This window comes from Mangrovicella endophytica, from assembly GCF_002893625.1.
In the GTDB taxonomy this organism is placed as follows: Bacteria; Pseudomonadota; Alphaproteobacteria; order Rhizobiales; family Rhizobiaceae; genus Mangrovicella; species Mangrovicella endophytica.
Genome location: NZ_PKMZ01000002.1, coordinates 309,519 through 331,618, shown reverse-complemented (window position 1 = coordinate 331,618; position 22,100 = coordinate 309,519). Strand labels below are relative to the sequence as shown.

Genomic DNA, 22,100 nt, shown 5'->3' with positions numbered 1-22,100 from the left:
GCGCATCAGGCGGCCTTGCCGGCAACGATTGCTTCGACATCGCGAAGTACATCGTCCACATCGTGGGCATCGCCCGAAGCGATCTGGCCCCGACCACGACTGACGGCGAGGATCTCGTCGCCTTCCCCAGCAATATAGAGCCGCAACGCGCGAACGATCACCCAGCTGCGGCTGCGCTCGGACGCCGCGGCGATGGCCTCGACCTGTTTGAGGAGGTCAGCCGGTAGGCGCAGTGTGATAGGGCCGGACAGCTCAGCTTTACTCATCAGCATCTCCTTCTTGTAATACATCGTAATACAAGAAGCCCGCCGATCAAGCAGCCCTTACCCGTAGATCCACTGCTCCGGCAGCCGCGCCTCCAGCGCCTCGCCCACGCTGATGCGCCCGGGCTTCTCCACCCAGGCGACGAGGCCGCGCCGGTTCTTCGCCGCCTGCACGAAGCCGAACTCGATATCCTCGCGGCCGTCGAAATGCTTGGCGATGCTGCGGCCCGCCAGCCGGCAGGGGCCGTTGTCGCCGTCGATCTTCAGCGTCACCCCGCCCGCGAAGAACAGGAGCGTGCGCGGCGGCAGCCAGGTGAGGTTGGGGATGCCCTCGATCAGCATGTTGCCGCCGATCCATTCGGGCTTGATCTCAGGGATGCCGAGCCCGTCGGCCGCGACCTGCAGCTCGTCCGGCGCCAGCAGCGAGAGCTGGCGCTCGTTGCGCATCTCGGTGCCGCGCTTGTACCAGGGCTCGCGCCCGCCGGAGCGCCGCGTCGGCCCGCCATGCACGTCGCCGGCGATGCCGTCGAAGGACAGGTCGAGCGCATCGACGACGCTGGTCGGAAAGTCGTCCGGGCCGGCGCGGTAGAGCCCGGCCACCCGGCCGGCGAGCTTGCGGGCGGGCTGGCGCGTCATCGTCACGGGCGCGCCCGATAGGGCCGTTGCGTCAGTCATGGCGATGCGGTGCCTCGTTCGACTGCAGGTCCACCGGCCGGCGGCGTTCCGTCGGTTTGAACGTGACGACACGGTAGATGTAGAGCAGCACGACACACACCACGACGACGTTCGCGAAGGTGCCGACATAGCCCTCCACCACGTCGTAATGCTGGCCGAGCAGGTAGCCCGCGAAGGCCAGACCGGCGGTCCAGACCAGCGTGCCGACTGCGGACACCGCGAAGAAGGCCCAGAACGGCATGCGCGCCAGACCCGCCGGCACCGAGATCAGCGTGCGCACCGTCGGAACCAGCCGGCCGAAGGACACCGCCCAGTAGCCGTAGCGGCGGAACCAGCGGTCGGCCGCCTCGACATCCTCGGGCGTCATGGTCATCCAGCGGCCGAAGCGCTCCGCCAGCCAGATGATGCGCTTCTCGCCGAAGAAGTAGCCGAGATAGAACCACGGAAGGATTCCGACGAGCGAGCCGATCGTGCCGGCGATGATCACGGTGACGATCGACATCTGCCCGGTCGCGGCCTGGAAGCCGGCCAGCGGCATGATCACCTCGGACGGGATCGGGGGAAAGACGTTCTCCAGGAACATCAGCAGCGCGATGCCGAAAGGCCCCAGATTGTCCATGAGGTAGTGCACGAAGTCGATCATCGGCGGGACGGTCGCTCTGTTAGGCTTTCGGGGCGGCCGCCGGTCGCATGATGCTTCGCCGGCGCGGCGCAGTCATGCGTCGAAGCGTCTTCGCATTCAAGCGGCCTTGCGGATTTCCTTGCGCGCGGCGACCGGCGATGCGACGCTCGGTCCCATGAGCACGGGTCTGGCGAGCTTCGATGCCTTTGCCTGGTCGAGCCTGCTGGCGGGTCGCAGCGCGCTCGTCTGCGACGGCGACCGGCAGCGCGGCTTGCGCCTTGCCGAGGCGCTGGAGGAGGCCGGCGCCAAGGTGACGCTGGCACCAAGCCAGGCCGTCGCCACGGAGCACCTTCTCGCCCGCCCCTACCGCATCATCCTCGCCGTTCTCCCCGGCGGCGAGAGCCTGTCGGCGCCGCTCCGCTCGGCTCTCGCGAGCGCCGGCAAGGCCAGGATCGTCCTCATGATGCCGCCCGGCCTGGACAAGCCGCCCCTGCCCGCGGCGCGGCGCGTTACCCTCGACATCGCCGATCGCGACCTCGTCCTGCTTTTGGCCGGCAGCGCCGACGAGTAGCCGAAGATCCGCCGCCCTCAGCCGAGCACGGCCTCGATGGTCGAGCCGACCTGATCGGCCGTGTAGGGCTTCTGCAGCACCGGACAGTCCTGCCACTCCGCCTCGACGCCGGCGCGTCCATAGCCCGTCGCAAAGACGATCGGCACGCCGTTCCGCCGCAACAGCTCGGCGATGGGATAGACCTTCTGGCCGCCGATATTGACGTCGAGGATCGCGACATCCAGCGCTTCGGCCGCCGCTGCCATCTCGATGCCGCGCGCCACCTGCATCGCCAGCCCGACGACATCGCAGCCGAAGTCGAACAGCATGTCCTCGAGCTGCATGGCAACGAGGCTCTCGTCCTCGACGATGAAGACGCGCAGGCCTTGCAGCGCCGGGCGATCCTTATGCAGCAGAGCTTGCAACCGCGCGCACCTCCGGCATGTCGATACGGAAGCGGCAGATAAGCCCGTCTGGCTTCGTGTCGAGGAACAAGCTGCCGCCGAATTCCCCCTCGACGACCCGCTGCAGGACGCGCAGCCCGAAACCGGGCTGCATGTTGGCGGCAACGGCTCGCGATCCGCTTTCCTGCCAGGTCACCTCCAGCACCTGGCCGCAGGCATCGCCCGGCACGAGGTTCCAGCTCACCGCCACACGCCCTTCGGGCGTCGCCAGGGCACCATGCGTCGCCGCATTGGCCGCCAGCTCGTGGAAGGCCATGGACAGGCCGATGGCGCCCTTGGAGGCCAGCTGCACGTCCGGGCCGGTGAGGCTCACGCGGTCGGCGCCGTAGGATTGCAGCCCCGCCTCCAGCACCGCCTGCAGCCGGACCGCCTCCCACTGCTGCTCCGAGAGGATGTTGTGCGTCTGCGACAGCGTCATCAGCCGCGCCTCGAAGGCGGCGAAGGCGGTCTGCGGATCCTCGCTGTTGCGCAGGCTCTGGCGCGCCATCGACTGGATGGTGGAGAGCGTGTTCTTGACCCGGTGGTTCAACTCGTCGAGCAGCAGGCGCTGGCGGCGCATGGCGCGGAAGCTGTCGGTGCGGTCCCAGGCCTGGACGAAGACGCCGGTGATCTCGCCATTGTCGGCGCGGATCGGATTATAGGCGAAGTCGACGAATGCCTCCTCCGGGCTGCTGTCGGCGTGCCGGCGAATCATCACCGGGACCCCTTCGCCGCTGCGCGCCTCGCCGTCGAAATAGACGGCCCGCGATATCTCGATGAAGCCCTGGCCCTGCAGTTCGGGCAAGGCGTCGGCGAGGGACTGGCCGATCAGCGGCCGGTCGCCGGTGAAGCGCACATAGGAATCGTTGGCGAAGGTGATGATCTGCTCGGGCCCCTGCAGGATCGCGATCATGCCCGGGGCCTGCTGGAACAGCCGGCGGAACTGCGCGCTGGCCGAAACGCTCTCCTGATAGGCTTCTTCCACCTCCAGCGTGCGTTGCAGCAGCGCCACTTCCGAGGGTACGTCCCGGAAAGGCAAGGAGGCGACCTCGCGCAGCCGCGCAATCTCGGTCACGTCGACGGTGTTCTGCAGGAGAAAGGAAGGCTTCCCCTCCAGGTCGAGGATCGGCGTGTGGACCGCCGTCCAGTAGCGCAGTTCGATGCCGCCGCCGTGCTCCTCGGGGATCGGGATCTCGTAGGGGATGTAGGCGAGCGTATCGACGTTCCCGGTCCGAAAGACCTTCTGGAATGAGTCCTCCAGCCGCCGCCGGTTGTCGGCGCTGCCGGGAAAGATGTCGAAGATACATCGTCCGACGAGCGTCTCGCTCGATCGGAGTACGGCCGCCTCATAGGCGCGGTTCACGGCTACGTAACGCAGATCCCGGTCAAGGATCATATGCGGGCCAGGCAAGGCCATGAACAGGCTTTGAAAATCGATACGGTGCATGCGTCTGCCGGAATTCCGGTCGTAGCGTTCAGTTGAGAGTCTCGACCGTTATAGATGCCTTCCCGTGAAAATCTTCTCTCCTGCCGCTCCTCGTTGCAAAATGTGATCGCTCATTGATTGCCCGGCGACATATTCGTTGCGCACCTGTCCGCCCCGAAGATGCATTCCGCCGTCGAGCGATGCGGACGCTGCGGTCAGGCATTGGCGGCGCCGGGTTGTTCCCGACGCCGCAGATGCGTCAGCGCGTCAGGCGCTTGTAGGTCGGGCGCTTCGGGTTGACCGATTCCGGTCCGAGGCGCCGGATCTTGTCCTGCTCGTAATCCTCGAAATTGCCCTCGAACCACTCGACGTGGCTGTCGCCTTCGAAGGCTAGGATGTGCGTCGCCAGCCGGTCCAGGAACATGCGGTCGTGGCTGATCACCACGGCGCAGCCGGCATACTCCTCCAGCGCGTCCTCCAGCGCCGTCAGCGTCTCGGTGTCGAGGTCGTTGGTCGGCTCGTCGAGCAGGATGACGTTGGAGCCCGACTTCAGCATCTTGGCGAGGTGCACGCGATTGCGCTGGCCGCCGGAGAGCGTGCCCACCTTCTGCTGCTGGTTTGGCCCCTTGAAGTTGAAGTTGCCGACATAGGCTCTGCTGTTCATCTCGTACTTGCCGAGCTTCATGATGTCGACGCCGCCGGAGATCTCCTCCCACACCGTGTGGTTGGGCTCCAGATGGTCGCGGCTCTGGTCGACATAGCCGAGGTCGACGGTCTCGCCGATCGAGACCGTGCCGCTGTCGGGCTTCTCCTGCCCGGTCAGCATCTTGAACAGGGTCGACTTGCCGGCGCCGTTCGGACCGATGATGCCGACGATGCCGCCGGCCGGCAGCTTGAACGACAGGTTCTCGATCAGCACCCGGTCGCCATAGCTCTTGGTCAGGTTCTCGACCTCGATCACCTTGTTGCCGAGGCGCTCGCCGGTCGGGATGACGATCTTGCCGTCCGCGGGCTTCCGGTTCTCGGCCAGCTCGACCAGTTCGTTATAGGCCTTGATGCGGGCCTTCGACTTGGTCTGCCGCGCCTTGGCGCCCTGCTGGATCCACTCGCGCTCGCGCGAGATGGCGCGCATGCGGGCATCGTCCTCACGGCCCTCCTGGGCCATGCGCTTGGCCTTCTTGTCGAGATAGACGGAGTAGTTGCCCTCATAGGGAACGCCGCGGCCGCGGTCGAGCTCGAGGATCCAGCCGGTGACGTTGTCGAGGAAGTAGCGGTCGTGGGTGACCATCAGCACCGAGCCCTCGTAGTCGCGCAGGTGCTTCTCGAGCCACAGGATGGTCTCGGCGTCGAGATGGTTCGTCGGCTCGTCGAGGAGCAGAATGTCGGGCTTGGACAAGAGCAGCTTGCAGAGCGCCACGCGGCGCTTCTCGCCGCCCGAGAGCGGCGCGATGGCGGCGTCGCCCGGCGGGCAGCGCAGCGCGTCCATCGCCATTTCGACCTGCGGCTCGAGATCCCACAGATTCTGCGCGTCGATGATGTCCTGGAGCTTGGCGCCCTCCTCCGCCGTCTCGTCGGAGTAGTTCATCATCAGCTCATTGTAGCGGTCGAGGATCGCCTTCTTGTCGGCGACGCCTTCCATGACGTTCTCGAAGACCGTCTTCGTCTCGTCGAGCTTGGGCTCCTGCGCGAGATAGCCGACGGTGGCGCCCTCGGCCGCCCAGGCCTCGCCGGTGTAGTCCTTGTCGACGCCGGCCATGATCTTCAGGAGCGTCGACTTACCGGCGCCGTTCGGGCCGAGGATGCCGATCTTGGCGTCGGGATAGAAGGACAGATGGATGTCCTCGAGGACCTTCTTGTTGCCATAGGCCTTGGTCAGGCCGGACATATGGTAGATGAACTGGCGAGCCATGGGGCGCAAGCTACTCCGGATCGGATGGGTGAAGTTGCGCCGTGTCTAAGCCATCGGAGCGCCGGCTTCAACGCCGACGCGGCCGGACTCGCAAGCGCCTACCGGTTGACGCCTTCGGACGCGGCGAGCGGGACCGAGGCCTGTCGCCGCAGCCATGTTCGCCTCGCGGCAACACAGCGGCCAGCCGGGCGGCCGATGGATCGCGCCCGGCTGCGACAGCCTCACGCCGGCGCGCCGAACACCAGCGACTGGTGCAGCGAGGTGCCGGCGCAAACGCCGTCCGCTGCCGCGAAGGTGGCGCTATGGGGCACGCGGGCGATGTCGCCGGCGGCATAGACGCCCGGCACGCTGGTCAGGCGCGAGGCATCGGTTCGGATCACCGGGCCGAGCGGCCCGTCATCGAGGGCGCAGCCGAGCTGCTCGGCGATCGGGCTGTTAAGCCGCGTCGGGACGGCGACATACAGCGCCTCCGTCGGGATCGTCCGGCCGTCGGCGAGGCGCAGGCAGGACAGGCTATCCCCCTTGCCGTCCAGGATGACAACCGGCGCCGGCTCCACGGCAATGCCGCGGGCCGTCAGCACAGCCAGCGTCTCGGCATCCGGTCTGTCGCCGCCGTTGAGAAACAGTGTCGTCGGGCCCCATTCGGCGATGAGCTGCGCCTGGTGCGCCGACATCGGCATCGTCTGCAGGACACCGAGGCGGCGCCCGGCGAATTCGTAGCCATGGCAATAGGGGCAGTGGAGCACGCTCTTGCCCCAGCGCTCCGCCAGACCCGGCACCTCCGGCAGGACGTCGGAAATGCCGAAGGCCAGCACCAGCTTGCGCGCGGTCAGCCTCGTGCCGTCCGCCAGCGTCACGTCGAAGCCGCCACCGTCGAGAGCATGCGCGGCCGCTGCCTCGCCGTCCACCATCCGCACGCTCGGATAAAGCTGCAACTGTGCCCGCGCCGCCGCGATCATCTCCAGCGGCGCCTGTCCGTCCTGCCCGAAGAAGCCATGCGAGGCTGCCGCAAAGCGGTTGCGCGGGCGCCCGCCGTCGATCACGCAGACCGAGCGCCGGCCGCGCGCGATGTAGATGGCGGCCGACAGGCCGGCGAAGCTTCCGCCGATGATGATGGCGTCGTGCTGCATTGAGGGTCTTCTCCGAAGCAACTCACAGGCCGCGCCACACGAAGGAGGCATCCCTCTCGTGCGCCGGCCGGTCACGTAACTTCATATGTTATATGATGCTGCTGGATCAACCCACTCGATGTGACGGCCCTGATGAGGGTTCGATGTTCGACGCGTACGCCCTCTGTCCCTGCTACGATGACATCGGCCTGCCCGCTGCGGCGGCGCGGCGCATGCTGTTCGACGAAGCGGCAAGATCCGATTTTCGGCGTCGGCGCCTTTAAGCTTGGCTACTGAAACCCCGCGGGATCGACGATGCCGCCGCGGCAGCCGCCCCGCTCCGGCCGGGCCGCCCGCAGCATCGCGGCGAGATCGGCCCGGCCGGCATCAGCCTTGGCGGGGCCCACGAGGCCGATTTGCAGCTCGGTGATGATCATGCGCCCACCGTCGCGCTCGCATGCGAGCCGCACCCTTTCGCCGGCGCCGGTCCCGAAGGCGCGGTCGAAGGCGCTCTGCACGGCACGGGCCTCCAGGCGCTGGCCCACCGCGCGCCGGAAGAGATCGCGTACCGGCGAGGCGTTCAGCGCGTCGATCAGCGCCACCGCATCGGCGAAGTAGCGGTTTGCGTCGCCGCCGTAGCAGGTGCCGTGCCGCAGCCATTCGTGCCGGTGCAGCTCGGCGACCGTGCCCGGCATCACCCGGTCGAGGTCGCGGCGGACCCGGGCGCTCAGCTCGGGCTCCGGCAGCTGCCGCCACGGGCCGGAACGGTCGGCCGCCACCAGTCTCGCCGGCACGCCGCAGAATTCGTTGGAGCGCGGCTGCGGCCACAGCCCATGCAGCGAAAAGCCGTCGGCGCGTCCGCCGCTGCGGCAGTCCCGCGCCCGCGGCGTCGTTTCGCAGAAGGCCGCGTGCCATGAGGCGGCGAGGAGAAGAGCCTGCCCGCCGCCTCGCGGCTGATCCCGGCCCTGCGACGGCGCCTCCGGAAGGCCGCGGGACCGCGCGCCGGACCCCGTTGCCGTCGCTGTTCCGGACCGTTCGCTGCCGCCGGCCCAGGCTTCGCTCGGCACCGGCAGACCGGGCGCCGCCTGGTCGCGCGCGCGTCCCGGTGCGGTCCGCGACCAGGCACCCTCGGTCCCGGCCCGCCGCGCTGCGCCGGCCGAAGCCACGTCGGCATCGCCGGCGACGCGCCCGCAGCCGATCGCAACCCAACGCCGTGGCGGTTCTGCGCCCGGCATCTCGATGAGGTAATGGCTGGCGGGATCGGCATTGCGGCCGAGAAGCCGGTAGCGGGCGCCGCTTTCCGTCGCCACGGCACCCGGATTGGTCTGCTGGCGGATCGACTGCAGCGCCGGGCAGGACGCCTCGGCGACGAAGGTCCCGCTCATGGCGATCTGCGCGGCAGCCGGAACCACCGCGGCGAACATGGTGGCGACGCTGAGCACCGCAGCCGTCAGAACCGGTCGCATCAGGCCGCGGCCCCTCCTCGTCTTCGGCATGGCTGTCTCCGTTGCGCGCTCGTCGTGTGAGTCGGCAGGTCCGCCTTTTGCGCGACCGGCACTCCGCGCCGGCATGGCGATTGCGCGATCCCCTGTACCAGTCCTATCTCGAAGCCGCAGCCCGCAACCTGCCGCGTCCGCCATTCGGAGCCAGCCGTGTTCGACCATCGCTCGACCCTCGACAGCCCGACCGGCGCGGCGCTCGCCCTCTACCACGCCGCGGCGCACGGGACGCCGCGCGGGGTCGTCCTCATCCATCATGGCCTTGCCGAGCATGCCGGCCGGTACGAGGTCTTTGCCGGCCTCCTCGCGGCACGCGGCTTCCACGTCTATGCCCATGATCATCGCGGTCATGGCTCCACCGTCGCGCCCGATGCGCCGCTGCGCCGCTTCGCCCGCCGCGACGGTGCCGCAAAAGTGCTGGCGGATGCTCGCGCCGTGCAGCTCCATGCCGAAGCACAGCATCCGAACCTGCCGGTCGTCGTCTTCGGCCACTCCATGGGCGGCCTCGTCGCGCTGAACCACGCCCTGCGCCACGGCCCGCGCCTGGCGGGCCTCGCCGTCTGGAACGCCAATTTCGATATCGGCGCGCAGGAGCGCCTCGCCCGCGTTGCCTTACGGGTGGAGCGAGCGCTGAAGGGCTCGGATGTCGCGAGCCGCATCGTCCAGAGCGCCACCTTCGAGGCCTGGGGCCGCTCGATCCCCGGGCGCCGCACCATGGCCGACTGGCTGTCGCACGATCCCGCCGCCGTCGACGCCTATATCGCCGATCCGCTCTGCGGCTTCGCGCCCACCGTCTCGATGATGGAGGATGTCGTCGCGCTGATCTTTGCCGGCGGCAGCGACGCCGGCTTGGCGAAGCTCCCGGTCGGCCTGCCCGTGCATTGCCTCGGCGGGACCGCCGATCCTGCCACCCGCTATGGAGCGGCGGTGGAACGGCTCGCCGGGCGCCTGCGCCATCAGGGCCTGCGCGATGTCACGCTTGAGCTCGCCGCCGGCGCGCGGCACGAGACGCTGAACGAGATCGAGGCCTTCCGCCGCCCGGCGCTCGCAGGCCTGTTCGCCTGGCTCGACCGCATCGTCCCGCCGCCGGCCAGCGGCTGAGATGGCGGGCGCAGCCGTTTGATCCGGCAGCGTCGCGACCGCGTCGCCACCGGCCTGACCGTCAGGTGGAGACGTCGGGATCGTTGATCTCGCGCGCCTTCTCCAGCTGCAGCTTCTTCTGGTAGCGCCCCTGCAGCACGTCGACGATCACCAGCGCCGCCAGCACGAAGTAGAAGGTCGCTTTCTGCAGCGGCTCGATCTCGTAGCCGAAGAAGGCGAGATGGGCGAGATGCCCGCCTTCCGCCGTCAGCATGATGCCGACGAGCAGCAGCACGAACAGGCCGAGCACCTCATACATCCGGTTCTTGCGCAGGAAGGCCGCGACGCCGTCGGCGAGCAGCACCATCAGCGTGCCGGAGATGATGATCGCCGCAGCCATCACGATGAAGTTGTGGCTGAGCGCGATCGCCGAGAGCACCGTGTCGAAGGAGAACACGATGTTCATCAGGAGAATCCAGGTGATCGCCGAGGCCACCGATCGCGTCACAGGCCCGGTGGCGCGCCCCTCGCCCACATGCTCCACGGCCAGCATGTGGTGGATTTCCTTCAGCGCCGTGTAGATCAGGAACAGGCCGCCCGCGAGAACGATCAGGCTGTGGCCGGAGAAGGATCCGTGCGCCCATTCGGTCGCAAAGCCGAACCAGCTCTCCTGGAAGGCCTCGATCATGTGCAGGACGACGAAGAGCAGGACGATCCGCAGGCCGATGGCGAGGATGATGCCCCAGCGCCGCACGAAGGCCTGCCGGTCGGGTGCGACGCGCTTGGCCTCGATGGTGATGTAGAGGAGGTTGTCGAAGCCGAGCACCGTTTCCAGCGCCGTGAGGACGACGAGCGTCGTCAGGTTCTCGATTGTCAAAAGCTCTGCCAGCATCCGCCCCGCCTCCGGCCGCATCCCCTGCGGCGCCGGCGCTAAGAGTAGAGGTGAGCGCTTAGCTGGCAAGCGGTCGCGCTGCCTTCCCGGTGCAGTCCGGCATGCTATGACCTGCCGGCGGCATGGAGGAATACATGGCGGACGTCTGGAACTGGCTGGGTGACGATGCAGCCGCGGTGCAGGCCCTTCGGCTGGTGGCAGCGCTGCTGCTGACCGGCGCCGTCGGCTATGAGCGCGAGGCCGGAGACAAGGTCGCGGGGCTTCGCACCCACATGATGGTCGGTGTCGGCGCCTGCCTGTTCATGCTCTTGACGATCAGGATGATGAGCAATTTCGACGCGGATCTGATCCGGCCAGACCCGACGCGCCTGATCGAGGCGGTCACGACCGGCGTCGCCTTTCTAGGCGCCGGGGCGATCGTGCATGGGCGCGGCAGCGTCCGGGGCCTCACCACCGGCGCCTCGCTCTGGCTTGCCGGCGCCATCGGCGTCGGCTGCGGGCTCGGCGAGTTCACCCTCTCCGTCATGGCGGTGGTACTGACGCTGCTGGTGCTGCGCGGCCTCAAGCTCCTGAAGCGCTGGCTGTTCTGACCCGCGCTTCGACAGCTCCGCGCGTCCGGAACGCTCAGCAGGCGTAATGCAGATTGTCGCCGAGGTAGCAGACGGCGTCGCGCACCTCCAGCGGCCGCTCCTGATAGGAGAGGATCACCCGCTGCAGCCGCAGCACCGGCGTGCCTTCCGAAATCTTGAGCGTCGCAGCCGCCTCCGCGTCGCAGGTGCCGACCGTCACCGTCTCGCGCTTGCGCACGGCGAGATCGCTGCCGACCCACCGCCGCCGCGCCACCGCCTCGAGCTCTGCGGGCGTCATGGCGTGCACCGACGAATCGACGCGGAACTGCACCGCTTCGGTCATGAAGACACGGCCCTCATGGCTGCGGATGCGGCCAAAGGCGAGGATGGGGGTGCGCACATTGATCTCGAGCAGCTCGGCCGTGCGCGGCGACGGGGTCTCGATTCGCGGATCGATGATGGTGATCTCGCCGCTGATCCGGCGTCCGGGCCGGTCGCAGATATTGCTGAAGCGGTGGCCGGCGCGGCCGAACTCCGGATCGGAGACGACCGTGCCCTTGCCCTGCTGGCGATCGAGCAGCTTCAGGTCGACGAGGATGTCGAAGGCCTTGCGCGCGGTGCCGAGGCTGATCCCGAGCGAGCGTGCAATGTCCGCTTCGTTCTCGATCGGCTGGCCGGGGACCCAGGTGCCGGTGACGATGCGGGAAATGAATTCGTCCGCGACCTGCTGGTAGAGCGGTCTCGTGTTGAACTGTCTCGCCAGCGACATTGTTCTGCTTCGCCCTTTGGTTAATCGCAAGATGTTCGCTTAAGTACCACCTCCGATTTAGAACCTACAACCGACGAAAAATAGCTATGGTGCCGCCGAGCAACTGCATGAGATCGAAAGGAAAATCGGCTTGCTTGCGCCAGCGTCGGGCAAGCTTTGTCAATACGCCGCCACCGCTGCGGCAGACGGATTGTTTCCGTTGCAGCGGCGAGCCTATGCTTGTCTGAATCCGCCATTTTCGGCGACGTTTACGCCATCATGTAACGCGATCGGCTGTACTTCGTTGCTTCGCCAGGCCGAGCGGCCGCGGCGCTTCGATGCCGGCTTGGGCCAAGGACACGGTCGGCAACCGTTCGTTGCAGCGCACCTATTCAAAATTCGCAAAGCGGCTACCCTCGACGCATCAGCCGACACCGTCAGCTCCGGCGTCGCCGCCCGTCGCCCTGCGTTTCGGCATGCACCTGGCGCATGGCTGGCATGTGCAGATCTCAGATGGTTACGCAGCTGCGAAAAGGTATGATGATCATCAGTCGGTTGCGGCGGATACCTCCTCCCTTTCGCCCGCCGGCTGTTTCCTCCCAAGGGTTTGCTTCCTCTGGAAGCCCCTTACTTTTCAGCCGGGTTCTTGCGAGCCCGGCTTTTTTCTTGCCCGCTTCACTGCCGTGCGCTCCCGAGCCGGGCTGTCAGGCCGGCAGCAGCAGGGCCGCCGCCCCGTCGAGATCCGTCACCTCGGCATAGGGCAGCCAGTCCGGATTGCCGGTTTCGCTGCGGCGGTTCACCCAGATGCCCCGCAGGCCGAGCTCGTGGCGGGCCTTCATGTCCCAGTACATGCCCATGGCCACATGCACCGTCTCATCCGGCGTCACGCCCATTCGGCGGTACGCGTATTCGAACAGCTGCCGCGACGGCTTGTAGGCTCCGGCCTGTTCGGCGGTGATGACATAATCGAAGGGCACGCCGATGCGCGCCACCGTCGGCGCGATGAGGTCGTCGTCCGAGTTCGTGAAGATCGCCAGCTTGTAGCGCTGGCGCAGCCGCCGCAAAGCGTCGGGCACCTCCGGATGCGGTCCCATCGTCATCGGCGACGAGGCGATGCGCTCGATCTCCGCCGCAGCGGGGGCGAGGCCGTGCTCGCGGAAGGCGGCGGCAAAGCCGAGGCGCAGGATCTCCTTGTAGAGCCGGTGCGGTCTCTCCGCCGTCAGGCGCCGGCCCTCGGCCGAGAAGCTGTCGAGGATCGCGGAGGCGTCGGCTTCTCTTGCACCGAGCCGCGCCAGCGTCGCGCCGATCTCCCGCTCGAGCACCTCGTACCACTGCACCAGCGTGCCGTAGCAGTCGAAGGTGATCACCTTCGGTGCCGGATCGAGCGAGAACATCGATGTATCGGACATGCCGAGAGCCTGCGGTTGGAGGATGGGCGGGCGGGAGAGCGGCGACACAGGCGCCGTCCTGTGAGGACCGATCGCCCCTGCAACGCAGCGGCACGCCGGCACCGTGGGCCCCGCCGCGGCATGGACACCGCACTGTGGCGCTATTCGCGGATCGTGTCGACGGCGACCTTTCCGGCCGCCATACGCATTGTCCTCGTTGCGGCAGCCGGAGATGCCCTATCTCCATCGCGAAGTGGCGCATCCGCCGCGCGAGACAGCATGGAGACGTGACGATGAAGGCGATGACAGTGCGAGCACCAGGCGGTCTGGACCGGATCGTGGCCGAGGACCGTCCCGATCCCGGCCGGCCCGGGGCGGGAGAGATCCGCGTTGCCCTGCATGGGGCCTCCTTGAACTATCACGATCTGTCGGTCGCCACCGGACGGATGAAGGCGGCCGACGGGCGCGTCCTCCTGGCTGACGGCGCGGGGGTCGTGGAAGAGGTTGGCGAAGGCGTCAGCGCGTTCGCGCCGGGAGACTTGGTCGTCTCGTGCTTCTTCCCGGATTGGCAGGACGGCGCGCCGACGGTTGGCGATTTCGCGCGCACGCCGGGCGACGGGATCGACGGCTTCGCACAGGAGGCCGTCGTTCGTCCCGCCACGGCGTTCACCCATGCGCCGAAGGGCTATGATGCGGTGGAGGCGGCGGCCATAACCACCGCGGGTTTGACGGCCTGGCGCGCTCTGGTCGGCGATGCCAGTCTGAAGGCGGGCGACACGGTGCTCCTCCTCGGCACGGGCGGCGTCTCGATCTGGGCGCTTCAGATTGCCAAGATGTTCGGTGCGAGCGTCGCCATCACCTCGTCGTCCGACGAGAAGCTCGAGCGCGCCCGCTCGCTGGGAGCCGACTTCACGCTGAACTACCGGGCCGAGCCGGAATGGGGTCGGCGGGTTCGCGACTGGACCGGCGGACGGGGCGTCGATCACGTCATCGAGGTCGGCGGGCCGGGCACCCTCGCCCAGTCCATCGAGGCCGTGCGAATCGGCGGGCACATCGCGCTCATCGGCGTCCTCACCGGCTTTTCCGGCGAGATCCCGACCGGCGCGTTCATGACGAAGCAGGCCAAGCTGCAGGGACTGATCGTGGGAAACCGCCGCCAGCAGCAGGAGTTCGTCCGCGCACTGGAGGCAAACGCCGTGCGCCCGGTGATCGACCGTCGCTTCGCCCTTGCGGAGCTCGCGGACGCGTTCCGGCACGAGGAAGGCGGCAGCCATTTCGGCAAGATCGGCGTCGAATGGTAGCGGACGAGGCTACGATCATGCGGGTCGGAGGGCCGCCCTGGCGCGGCGTTCCAGATCGGCCGTCATCGTGACGTAGGGCGCAGGCCCCAGGCTGATCCGCGCGACGCCAAGCCCGACGAACCCGCGGATGCGATCCGGATCATCCGGCGCCATGACGTTGATCGGCAACGTCGCTCGCTCGCAAAGCTTTCGAACGAGTACCGTGTCGGTCAGCCCTGGCACGAAGAAGCCGTCCGCTCCCGCTTCGGCATAGGCCTTCTCGCGCAGCAGCGCCTCGTCCAGCAGGCCGGCATGGTCGCTGCCCGGTTCCGCCTTCAGGAACACGTCGGTGCGGGCATTGATGAAGGCGGGAACCCCGGCGTCATAAGCGGCGCGCCGCACCGCCTTCAGCCGCTCGACCTGTTCGGCCACGGGGTACAGTCCTGGACCGTTCACCACCTGATCCTCGAAGTTCAGGCCGACGACGCCGAGCGCGAGCAGCCGTCGAACGTTTTCCGTGACCGAGGCGGGATCGACGGCATAGCCCCCCTCGAAATCCACAGTGACAGGCAGGTCGACGCTGCGCACGATCCGCCCAGCCACCGCCAGCGCATCCTCCAGCGGTATCGCCTCGCCGTCGTCATAGCCTTGCGCCGCAGCGACCGACCAGCTTCCGGTGGCGATCGCCTTCGCCCCCGAGCGCACGACGGCCTTCGCGCTGCCGGCGTCCCAGACATTGTAGAGGATGATCGGCTCGCCCCGCATGTGGAGGCGACGGAAGGCCTGCGCCTTGTCTTTGGTGGTGGTCAACGAACGCTCTCCCGTCTGAGTGTCTTCAGTTGCCGTTCGATCTCGATCAGGCGCCGCTTGCGCCAGAGCCCACCGCCGTAGCCGGTCAGCGCACCGTCCGATCCGATCACGCGGTGGCAGGGGATCATGAGGGCGATCTGGTTGGCGCCGTTCGCCCGCGCCACGGCTCGCGTGGCGCTCGGACTGCCGATCCGGCGCGCGATCTCGCCATAGGATCGCGTCTCGCCGGCGGGAATCTCGCGCAGCGCGTCCCAGACTCGTCGCGTGAAGGCGCTCGCCGCCAGAGCCAGCGGCGTCTCGAAGCGTTCGGACCGGGCGGCGAAATAGGCCTCGAGCTCGGCCGCGGCCTGCTCGGCAGGCGGCGTCGCACCGATCCCGATCGACCCTTTCGTCCCCGCCTGCAGGCGTTTCAGCTCCGCCGGCAGGCCCTTGCGGTCGACGAACTCCAGAAGGTGGAGATGCTGCCGGCTGCCGACGGCGATCATGTCGCCCAGCGGCGTCGGGATCCATGTCGCTTTCAGAAGGCCCTCCGCGCGCAGGTCTGCCGGCGCGCATCCCAGCAGCCGGGCGAACGCCGCGCGGAAGGCGCTGGGGGACTCAAAGCTCGCCTCCTGCTGGGCGGCAATCACCGTGCCGCCGACGGCCAGCGCCTCGAAGCCCTCACGCAGGCGCCGTTGGCGCGCCATCTCCAGAAAGGTCATGCCGAACTGGCGCTTGAAGCTGCGGCGGACCGTGGACGGGTCGTAGCCGAGCCGCTCCACATGGTATTCGGACCAGCGCAGCTCCGGCCGCGCGTCGAGGGCCTGCAGAAGTGCGCCGATCGTCGGATCGGCCGCTGCGGCCGCCTGCATGGGATGGCACCGCTTACAGGCGCGATAGCCCGCTTCGACGCACGCGCCGATCGTCGGGAAAAAGGTGCAGTTCTCGAGCTTGGGCTTGCGGGCCGGACAGGTCAGGCGGCAGAAAACCCCGGTCGAGGACACGCAGACGAAGGCCTGCCCGTCGTAGCGTTCGTCGCGGGCGATGAGGGCCGCATAAAGGGTCGCTTGGTCGGGAAGGTCGAACAGCATGCATCGCTTCTACGACGTCGTGGCGCGGAGCACCGCCTGATTTCAGGCGTCTATTCCCGTGATGGCGAACTGTCGGCCTTCGAGGTGGCCGGCACGCACGGTCACCCCGAGGCGCGACAGTGTCCCTTTCGGTCTCCGGTGGCAGACAAGGCGGCCGTCCGGACACGGTCGAGCCGGTTTCGCCCCACCCCTGGCCGTGGGGTCGAGATCACGGTCTGCTTGGATCCGGACGTTTGGTTTCCCGTTCACGGGCTGTCGAGACCGCCTTCATCAGCACCGTGTTGCGCTACCCCGCGTCACCCATGCCGGATGCGCACCAGCGTCTTTCCGAGGTTACGGCCCTCGAGCATCCCGACAAACGCCTCCGGCGCATTCTCGAGGCCGTCGACAATGTCCTCGTCAGCGTGGATCTTGCCGGCGCTCACCCAGCCCGACATCTGCCGGCTGAAGGTCTCGAACTCGGCTCCATAGTGATCCGCGATCATGAAGCCCTCCATTCGGATGCGTTTGATGATCAGGGACATCATCAGCTCATGGAGGCTCCCGTCCGTGACGCCGTCGCCGTTGTACCCGGAGACGAGCCCGCAGACGGGCACCCGCGCGCCGACATTGAGCAGCGGCCACACGGCGGCCCGAACTGCGCCGCCGACGTTCTCGAAATAGACGTCGACGCCCGAAGGGGCAGCGTCCGCCAGCCGCTCGGAAAGGCCGGGAGTCCGGTGATCGAGGCACGCATCGAATCCGAGAACCTCGACCGCATGGCGGCACTTGCGCTCCCCGCCGGCTATGCCGACCACCCGGCATCCGAAGATCTTCCCGATCTGGCCGACCACCGCGCCGACCGCGCCGGTGGCCGCCCCGACGACCAGCGTCTCGCCGGGCTGGGGAGAGCCGATGGCGGTCAGCCCATGCCATGCGGCGAATCCCGTCATCCCGAGGACGCCGAGAGCCAGCGAAGGGCGGGCCATGTTGCCTGGCAGGGCGTAGAGGTCCGACCCGTCCGAGACCGCGTATGCCTGCCAGCCGCCATTTGCGACCACGAGGTCGCCCGAGCGGAAGCCATCGATGGTCGACGAGACGACCTCGGCGACCGTTCCGCCCCCGGGCGGCTCGCCGAGGGCATAGGGTGCAGCGTAGGAGCCGTCTCCGTCGTTCATGCGACCGCGCATATAGGGGTCGAGAGACAGGAACAGGTTGCGGAGCAGCACCTCGCCCTCCCCCGCCCGCGGCCGCGCCTGGTCGACGAGCGTGAAATCGTCGGGTCGCGCTACGCCCTGCGGCCGCCGGACCAGCAGGACCCTTTGGTTCGACATGGGTGTCGTCATCTGTCGTTCGCTTTCCGTGAAAAGGGGCCGCGCAATTGGCCTGGGCGGCCCGGGCGCCTCAATGGGCGAAGCGTTCCCGCAGAAAGGCGAGGACGTCGGCATCGGCGCTGCGGATGATCGAGAAGTGGTCAGCGCCGGGATAGGTCTTGTAGGTGACCGGGGCTCCCTTGCCGCGGAGCCGTTCCACGAAGGCCGTCGTCAGGGGTTCGAGAACGAAGCCGTCGGCTGTTCCCTGCACCACCAGCGTCGGCCGCTTCAGCGAGAAATCGGGCGCTGCCGCGGGGTCATTGGCGGCCAGGAAGGCCTTCATCTCGGGGTTGGAGGCCCAGTCGGTCTTCAGGCCGTCGAATGCCTCTCCCTTCGCCTTGACCGCGGCGTCGATCGTGCCGATCGCCTTCACGGAGCAAAGGGAGCGGAACGCGGGCAGCAGCCGCGCCAGGTCCTCGCCCATCACCGTCCGCGGGTTGAAGGCGGGATTCTCGGCGGTCAGGCCCACCGTCATGAGCGCCCCCTGGAACTCGCGCATCATCCGGGCCTGGCTTGCCGCCGTCCCGTCGGTTGCCGTCCGTGCCGCTTGGCCGAAATGCTCGGCGGTCGCATCGATCGAGGTGTAGGGCACCGAAGCGACGGTTCCGACGAGCTCGAGCTCCGGTGCCTCGTCGGCATGCGCCTCGACGCCGAGCGCGAGGTGGCCGCCGTCGGAGTGCCCCATCGCGGCATATCGGTTAGAGAGATGCGGATCGGCAAGCCGTGCGGCTTCGACGGCCGAGATCAGAGACCGCGCCCCGCTGGCGGCGCCGAAATAGGGATAGGGCCCGATGGCCTCCGCTCCCAGCCCCTCCAGATCCGGCGCCACCACGGCATAGCCCGCCTTCAGAAGCTCACCGATCTGATAGACGTAGTCGCTGGGAAAACCGTCGCGCGTCAGGCCGCCGTCGAGCTCCGGCGTGAGGCTTGGGGCGCAGGTCTTCTGTCCCGGCGTCGAGGTGCCGTGCGCCCAGGCGACGATCGGCCAGCCGCCGTTCGGCGCCGTGCCCTTCGGGACGAACAGGAGCGTGGTGGCCGGCGTCTGCCGGCCCTGCACGTCCGGCATCGTGTGGACGAGCAGTTTGGCGTCGGCATTCAAGCCCGCCGGAACCGCGTGCTCTGTCACGGATCGCAGCGCGACCTTCAGGCCGTCCGCGCCAGGGGCGTTAGCGGCAGCCACCGGCCCTGCCGAAGCGAAGCCGGCGGCAAGGCCGGCGGCGATGAGAAGGGACTGAAGACGGGAAGCAAACATGGATCTGGACATCGTGATCACTCTCAAACCTGCGCCATGCCGCCGTCGACCGGCAGTTCGGCGCCCGTGACGAAACTGGCCTCGTCGCTGGCGAGGAAGAGCGCGGCAGCGGCGACCTCGTCCGCACGTCCCATGCGTCCCAGCGGGATCATCCCCGTCAGCGTCGCCCGCATCTCGTCGGAAGCGGAGGCGAACATCGCCGTGTCGGTCGGGCCGGGGCTGACGACGTTGACGCGGATGCCGCGCGGCGCAAGCTCGTTGGCCCAGGTCCGCGCAAACGAGCGCACCGCGGCCTTCGTCGCCCCGTAGGCGCCATAGCCCTTCGTGCCGATGTCGCCGGCAATCGAGCCCACCAGAACGATCGAGCCCCCCTCACCCATGTGAGCCGCGGCGGCCTTCGCGGCGAAGACGAGCGAGCGGACGTTCAGCCCGAAGGTGCGGTCGAAGTGATCCTCGGTGAGGCCGTCGAGGGTGGCGAATTCCGACAGGCCCGCATTGACCACGAGGATGTCGATGCGCCTAGCCTCACCGTGGATCCGGGTGATCGCCGCCTCGAGATCGGCTGGCTTGGAGGCGTCGGCCGCCACCGAGCGGATCGAACCTGTCCCGACCGGCGTGGTGGTTCCTTCGGCCTTGGCGGATCGGCTGGTGGCATAGACGCTTGCCCCCTCCTGCGCGAAGCGATGGGCGATCGCGCCTCCGATTCCGCCCGAGCCGCCGATGACGAGGGCTGTCTTGTCTTGGAGTCTGGTCATGTCTCATCCACCTGATAGCGATGGACGCAGCGATATAGATTCTATATCTACGGTCAATTACGCACTATGTTTAGCGCAGATATCGCGGAGTATACCTTTGTCCGAGACGACGACGCAGATGCGCCCCTCCCGGCAACGCCCCCGTGCGCCGGTTTGTGACGCGACCGACGAAGCGCTGATCGACGCGCGCACGACGCGGCCGATCCTGGAGCACATCGCCAACAAATGGTCGGTGCTGATCCTGACGGTCCTGTGCACGCAACCGTCGCGCTTCAACGAGATCATGCGGCGTCTCGACGGCATCACCCACAAGGCACTGGCGGACGCCCTGAAGCGGCTGGAGCGGAACGGCCTCGTCAAGCGCACGGTCCTGCCGACGACGCCGGTCGGCGTCGAATACACGATCACCCCGCTCGGCCATTCCCTGCGCGAGCCGTTCGAGGCGCTTTACGCCTGGGCGCTTGAGCGGGGTCCCGAACTCCAGCAGGCCCAGGCCGACTTCGACAGACGGGAGGGATAGATCGGGCTTAAAGGGGAACGCGATGAGCGGGAGACGCCGCGGCGACCGACGTCCCCGGCCCCGGGTAGACTCGCATCAGTTGGTCGGGAGCAGCCACTGGCGATGGGCGTCCGAGCCGCGGCCCACTCCTCGAAGGCGTTAGCGCGTGAAGCGCGTACTGTCCTCCGCCACCCCCACGCCGCAGACGAGGCCGGGTTCCGCGCGCAGCCCGCACGCTTCCACCATGCGCCGGGAGGCGACATTCGTGTCCGAAACGAGCTCGTAGATGTGGGTCGCTTCCAGCTCGCGGAAAACTTCGGCGATCAGACGGGCATTGACGAGGCTCCCCAGGCCCTGGGCCCGCGCCTCCGCGGCCACCGCAACCAGTCCGCCCCAGGCGTAGCGCTGATAGGGACTGTGGACGGAGTGCGGCAGGTATCCATGCGCGGTCGCCAGGATTCCTCCCTCGGCATCCTTGAACCCGACCGTCACCGCAGGACCGCACGCGCCGGTCAGCATCGAGCCCGAGAACGGCGCGATGCCGGCGGCGGCCATGTGGGCTTGAATGCGCCGGATCCCGTCGCCGTCCGGATCGCGCGCTCGTTCCAGTTCGGCGAGGCCAGCGGGCAACCCTCTCGAGAGGATGGTCTGCGAGGCCGCCAGCGCGCTCGCGCGGTCGGCAAGGAAGACCTGCCAGGTGTCGAGGCGGCAGCCTCGTTCCGCGAGGCGCGAGCGCAGGTCGTCCACCCTGTCCCGGTCGATCAGGCGAAAGCCGAACGCCAGATCGTGCCGCAGGACCTCTCCGATGTGATCCCAGCCGAGCCGGTCGGGGTCGTCACATCCCATCATGCGGCCCACCTGGCACGCCCCTGGCGTTGCGGCGATGAATGCGGCGGCGTCCTCGGCGCGGGCCTGAAGACGCTGCTGCACGGCAGTGCCGAAGTAACCCGCCATGAGATGTCTCCCAGCTCCTGCGGATAGGAGGCAGGATCGGCGGAACGCATCGACCGGTCAATCGCCGCTTCGAGCCGGCGCCAGCGGACGATCCGAAGCCACCCGCCCTGTCGCCAACGGCCCTGGCGAACGCAACCGTTTGCGAAGCGTCCAGCGGCTTCCGACCCGCTGGGATGCAATCGACGTAGCCGTGCCATCCTCGGAGCGAACGGGGCTCTCGGCCCGTTTACGCGCCCCATGCGCTTATGCTCGATATAGGCTTCGCGCGTAGCAAGTGCCGACGGGGAGATGCGACCTTGAGTTACTCGGACCTCTTGGCATTCGCTGTCGCCGCATTCGTCCTGGTGGCGTCTCCTGGACCGAACGGAGCGCTGATCGCCAAGACCGTTCCGGTGTCCGGCGTCGGAGCCGCCTTTGCGAATGTTGCCGGCTTCTTCACAGCGTTCTGGATCCACGGGACCCTGTCGGTCTTCGGCCTGTCGGTCCTGGTGATGCAGTCCGCAACAGCCTTCGCGATCGTCAAATATGTGGGAGCCGCGTATCTCTGCTGGGTCGGCGCCAGGTGCCTCTACGAGGCTGTCGTTCAGAAGAAGGTGCGGGCCGATGCGGCGCCTTACCACCGTCCCCGCACGCTCGGCCGGGCCTACTGGGAGGGGTTGGTGACCAATGGGCTGAACCCGAAGGTCTCCATGTTCTACCTGGCGGTCTTCCCGCATTTCCTCCCGGCCAACAATGACGCGGTCCTGTCGGCATATGCCTTGGTGGGCATTCATTCTCTTATCAATGTCGCCTGGTTCAGCTTGGTGATCCTGCTCTTCGCCCGGCTTGCTTCGTTCACGCGCTCCGGCGGCTTCCAGCGGTACCTCAAAGGAGCGACGGGTCTCGTCTTCCTCGGTTTCGGCTACAAGCTGGCTCGCTATAGACCGGCTGTTTGATCGTCCGCTCCGACGGACAT

General features: G+C 67.8%; 23 protein-coding genes. 6 read left to right on the top strand and 17 right to left on the bottom strand.

From position 1 onward, the window contains the following. Positions 1-5 precede the first annotated feature (5 nt). From C0R46_RS07160 to C0R46_RS07150, 3 genes are read right to left on the bottom strand one after another with little or no spacing between them, the layout of a single operon-like run. Positions 6-266, bottom strand: coding sequence for a CopG family ribbon-helix-helix protein (locus tag C0R46_RS07160; protein ID WP_102959249.1), 261 nt, complete (start codon positions 264-266; stop codon positions 6-8). Positions 267-323: 57 nt separating this feature from the next. Next, positions 324-938: an MOSC domain-containing protein gene (locus C0R46_RS07155; RefSeq protein WP_102958912.1), complete on the bottom strand. Its 615-nt coding sequence runs from the start codon at positions 936-938 to the stop codon at positions 324-326. Further along, a complete protein-coding gene (locus C0R46_RS07150) occupies positions 931-1,581 on the bottom strand; it encodes a DedA family protein (protein WP_102958911.1) in 651 nt (216 codons plus the stop codon). The genes C0R46_RS07155 and C0R46_RS07150 overlap by 8 nt, the downstream gene beginning before the upstream one ends. A 154-nt stretch (positions 1,582-1,735) precedes the next feature. On the opposite strand from C0R46_RS07150, the gene C0R46_RS07145 reads away from it, so the two are divergent. Further along, a complete protein-coding gene (locus C0R46_RS07145) occupies positions 1,736-2,131 on the top strand; it encodes a hypothetical protein (RefSeq protein WP_157944576.1) in 396 nt (131 codons plus the stop codon). Positions 2,132-2,148: 17 nt separating this feature from the next. Here the strand turns inward: C0R46_RS07145 and C0R46_RS07140 are convergent, their stop codons facing one another. The 5 genes from C0R46_RS07140 to C0R46_RS07120 all read right to left on the bottom strand — a co-directional run bounded on the left by C0R46_RS07140 (position 2,149) and on the right by C0R46_RS07120 (position 8,493). Continuing rightward, positions 2,149-2,535, bottom strand: a complete 387-nt coding sequence (locus C0R46_RS07140) for a response regulator (protein ID WP_245413457.1) — start codon at positions 2,533-2,535, stop codon at positions 2,149-2,151. Then, the gene (locus C0R46_RS07135) at positions 2,516-4,000 is read right to left on the bottom strand and encodes a sensor histidine kinase (protein ID WP_102958909.1); all 1,485 of its coding nucleotides are present in this window, start codon (positions 3,998-4,000) and stop codon (positions 2,516-2,518) included. Before C0R46_RS07135 ends, C0R46_RS07140 begins: the two co-directional genes overlap by 20 nt. A gap of 238 nt (positions 4,001-4,238) precedes the next feature. Beyond that, positions 4,239-5,888, bottom strand: coding sequence for an energy-dependent translational throttle protein EttA (gene ettA / locus C0R46_RS07130; RefSeq protein ID WP_102958908.1), 1,650 nt, complete (start codon positions 5,886-5,888; stop codon positions 4,239-4,241). A 221-nt stretch (positions 5,889-6,109) separates the two neighbouring features. Then, complete coding sequence (locus C0R46_RS07125) at positions 6,110-7,018, bottom strand: NAD(P)/FAD-dependent oxidoreductase (RefSeq protein WP_102958907.1); 909 nt, start codon at positions 7,016-7,018, stop codon at positions 6,110-6,112. A gap of 269 nt (positions 7,019-7,287) precedes the next feature. After that, the gene (locus tag C0R46_RS07120) at positions 7,288-8,493 is read right to left on the bottom strand and encodes a ribonuclease T2 family protein (RefSeq protein ID WP_157944575.1); all 1,206 of its coding nucleotides are present in this window, start codon (positions 8,491-8,493) and stop codon (positions 7,288-7,290) included. 156 nt (positions 8,494-8,649) lie between these two features. Between C0R46_RS07120 and C0R46_RS07115 the strand changes: the two genes are divergently transcribed. Next, on the top strand, positions 8,650-9,597 hold the full coding sequence (locus tag C0R46_RS07115) for an alpha/beta fold hydrolase (protein WP_102958905.1): 948 nt from the start codon (positions 8,650-8,652) through the stop codon (positions 9,595-9,597). A 61-nt stretch (positions 9,598-9,658) separates the two neighbouring features. Here the strand turns inward: C0R46_RS07115 and C0R46_RS07110 are convergent, their stop codons facing one another. Next, the gene (locus tag C0R46_RS07110) at positions 9,659-10,468 is read right to left on the bottom strand and encodes a TerC family protein (RefSeq protein ID WP_102958904.1); all 810 of its coding nucleotides are present in this window, start codon (positions 10,466-10,468) and stop codon (positions 9,659-9,661) included. Positions 10,469-10,602: 134 nt separating this feature from the next. Between C0R46_RS07110 and C0R46_RS07105 the strand changes: the two genes are divergently transcribed. Next, positions 10,603-11,058, top strand: coding sequence for an MgtC/SapB family protein (locus C0R46_RS07105; RefSeq protein ID WP_102958903.1), 456 nt, complete (start codon positions 10,603-10,605; stop codon positions 11,056-11,058). 34 nt (positions 11,059-11,092) lie between these two features. Here the strand turns inward: C0R46_RS07105 and C0R46_RS07100 are convergent, their stop codons facing one another. Then, a complete protein-coding gene (locus C0R46_RS07100; RefSeq protein WP_102958902.1) occupies positions 11,093-11,806 on the bottom strand; it encodes a GntR family transcriptional regulator in 714 nt (237 codons plus the stop codon). Between the two features lie 683 nt (positions 11,807-12,489). Then, the gene (locus C0R46_RS07095; protein WP_102959247.1) at positions 12,490-13,194 is read right to left on the bottom strand and encodes a haloacid dehalogenase type II; all 705 of its coding nucleotides are present in this window, start codon (positions 13,192-13,194) and stop codon (positions 12,490-12,492) included. 272 nt (positions 13,195-13,466) lie between these two features. Between C0R46_RS07095 and C0R46_RS07090 the strand changes: the two genes are divergently transcribed. Further along, the gene (locus C0R46_RS07090) at positions 13,467-14,474 is read left to right on the top strand and encodes a zinc-dependent alcohol dehydrogenase family protein (protein WP_102958901.1); all 1,008 of its coding nucleotides are present in this window, start codon (positions 13,467-13,469) and stop codon (positions 14,472-14,474) included. Between the two features lie 15 nt (positions 14,475-14,489). Here the strand turns inward: C0R46_RS07090 and C0R46_RS07085 are convergent, their stop codons facing one another. The 5 genes from C0R46_RS07085 to C0R46_RS07065 form a co-directional block, all read right to left on the bottom strand. After that, positions 14,490-15,263, bottom strand: a complete 774-nt coding sequence (locus tag C0R46_RS07085) for an isocitrate lyase/PEP mutase family protein (protein WP_280953013.1) — start codon at positions 15,261-15,263, stop codon at positions 14,490-14,492. Beyond that, positions 15,260-16,333 (bottom strand): bifunctional transcriptional activator/DNA repair enzyme AdaA, encoded by a 1,074-nt coding sequence (locus tag C0R46_RS07080; protein ID WP_102958900.1) that lies wholly within the window; start codon positions 16,331-16,333, stop codon positions 15,260-15,262. Before C0R46_RS07080 ends, C0R46_RS07085 begins: the two co-directional genes overlap by 4 nt. Positions 16,334-16,629: 296 nt before the next feature. Next, positions 16,630-17,646, bottom strand: coding sequence for an NADP-dependent oxidoreductase (locus C0R46_RS07075; protein ID WP_102958899.1), 1,017 nt, complete (start codon positions 17,644-17,646; stop codon positions 16,630-16,632). Positions 17,647-17,716: 70 nt separating this feature from the next. Continuing rightward, positions 17,717-18,937, bottom strand: a complete 1,221-nt coding sequence (locus tag C0R46_RS07070) for an alpha/beta hydrolase family protein (RefSeq protein ID WP_157944574.1) — start codon at positions 18,935-18,937, stop codon at positions 17,717-17,719. A 23-nt stretch (positions 18,938-18,960) separates the two neighbouring features. Then, entirely contained in the window at positions 18,961-19,692 is a 732-nt protein-coding gene (locus C0R46_RS07065) for an SDR family NAD(P)-dependent oxidoreductase (RefSeq protein WP_102958897.1), read from the bottom strand. 118 nt (positions 19,693-19,810) lie between these two features. Here C0R46_RS07065 and C0R46_RS07060 point away from each other — a divergent pair, with 118 nt between their 5' ends. Next, entirely contained in the window at positions 19,811-20,212 is a 402-nt protein-coding gene (locus C0R46_RS07060; RefSeq protein WP_102959245.1) for a winged helix-turn-helix transcriptional regulator, read from the top strand. A gap of 138 nt (positions 20,213-20,350) precedes the next feature. Here C0R46_RS07060 and C0R46_RS07055 read toward each other — a convergent pair whose 3' ends face one another. Beyond that, the gene (locus C0R46_RS07055; protein WP_102958896.1) at positions 20,351-21,145 is read right to left on the bottom strand and encodes a GNAT family N-acetyltransferase; all 795 of its coding nucleotides are present in this window, start codon (positions 21,143-21,145) and stop codon (positions 20,351-20,353) included. A gap of 296 nt (positions 21,146-21,441) precedes the next feature. Between C0R46_RS07055 and C0R46_RS07050 the strand changes: the two genes are divergently transcribed. After that, positions 21,442-22,080: a LysE family translocator gene (locus C0R46_RS07050; protein ID WP_102958895.1), complete on the top strand. Its 639-nt coding sequence runs from the start codon at positions 21,442-21,444 to the stop codon at positions 22,078-22,080. Positions 22,081-22,100: the final 20 nt, after the last annotated feature.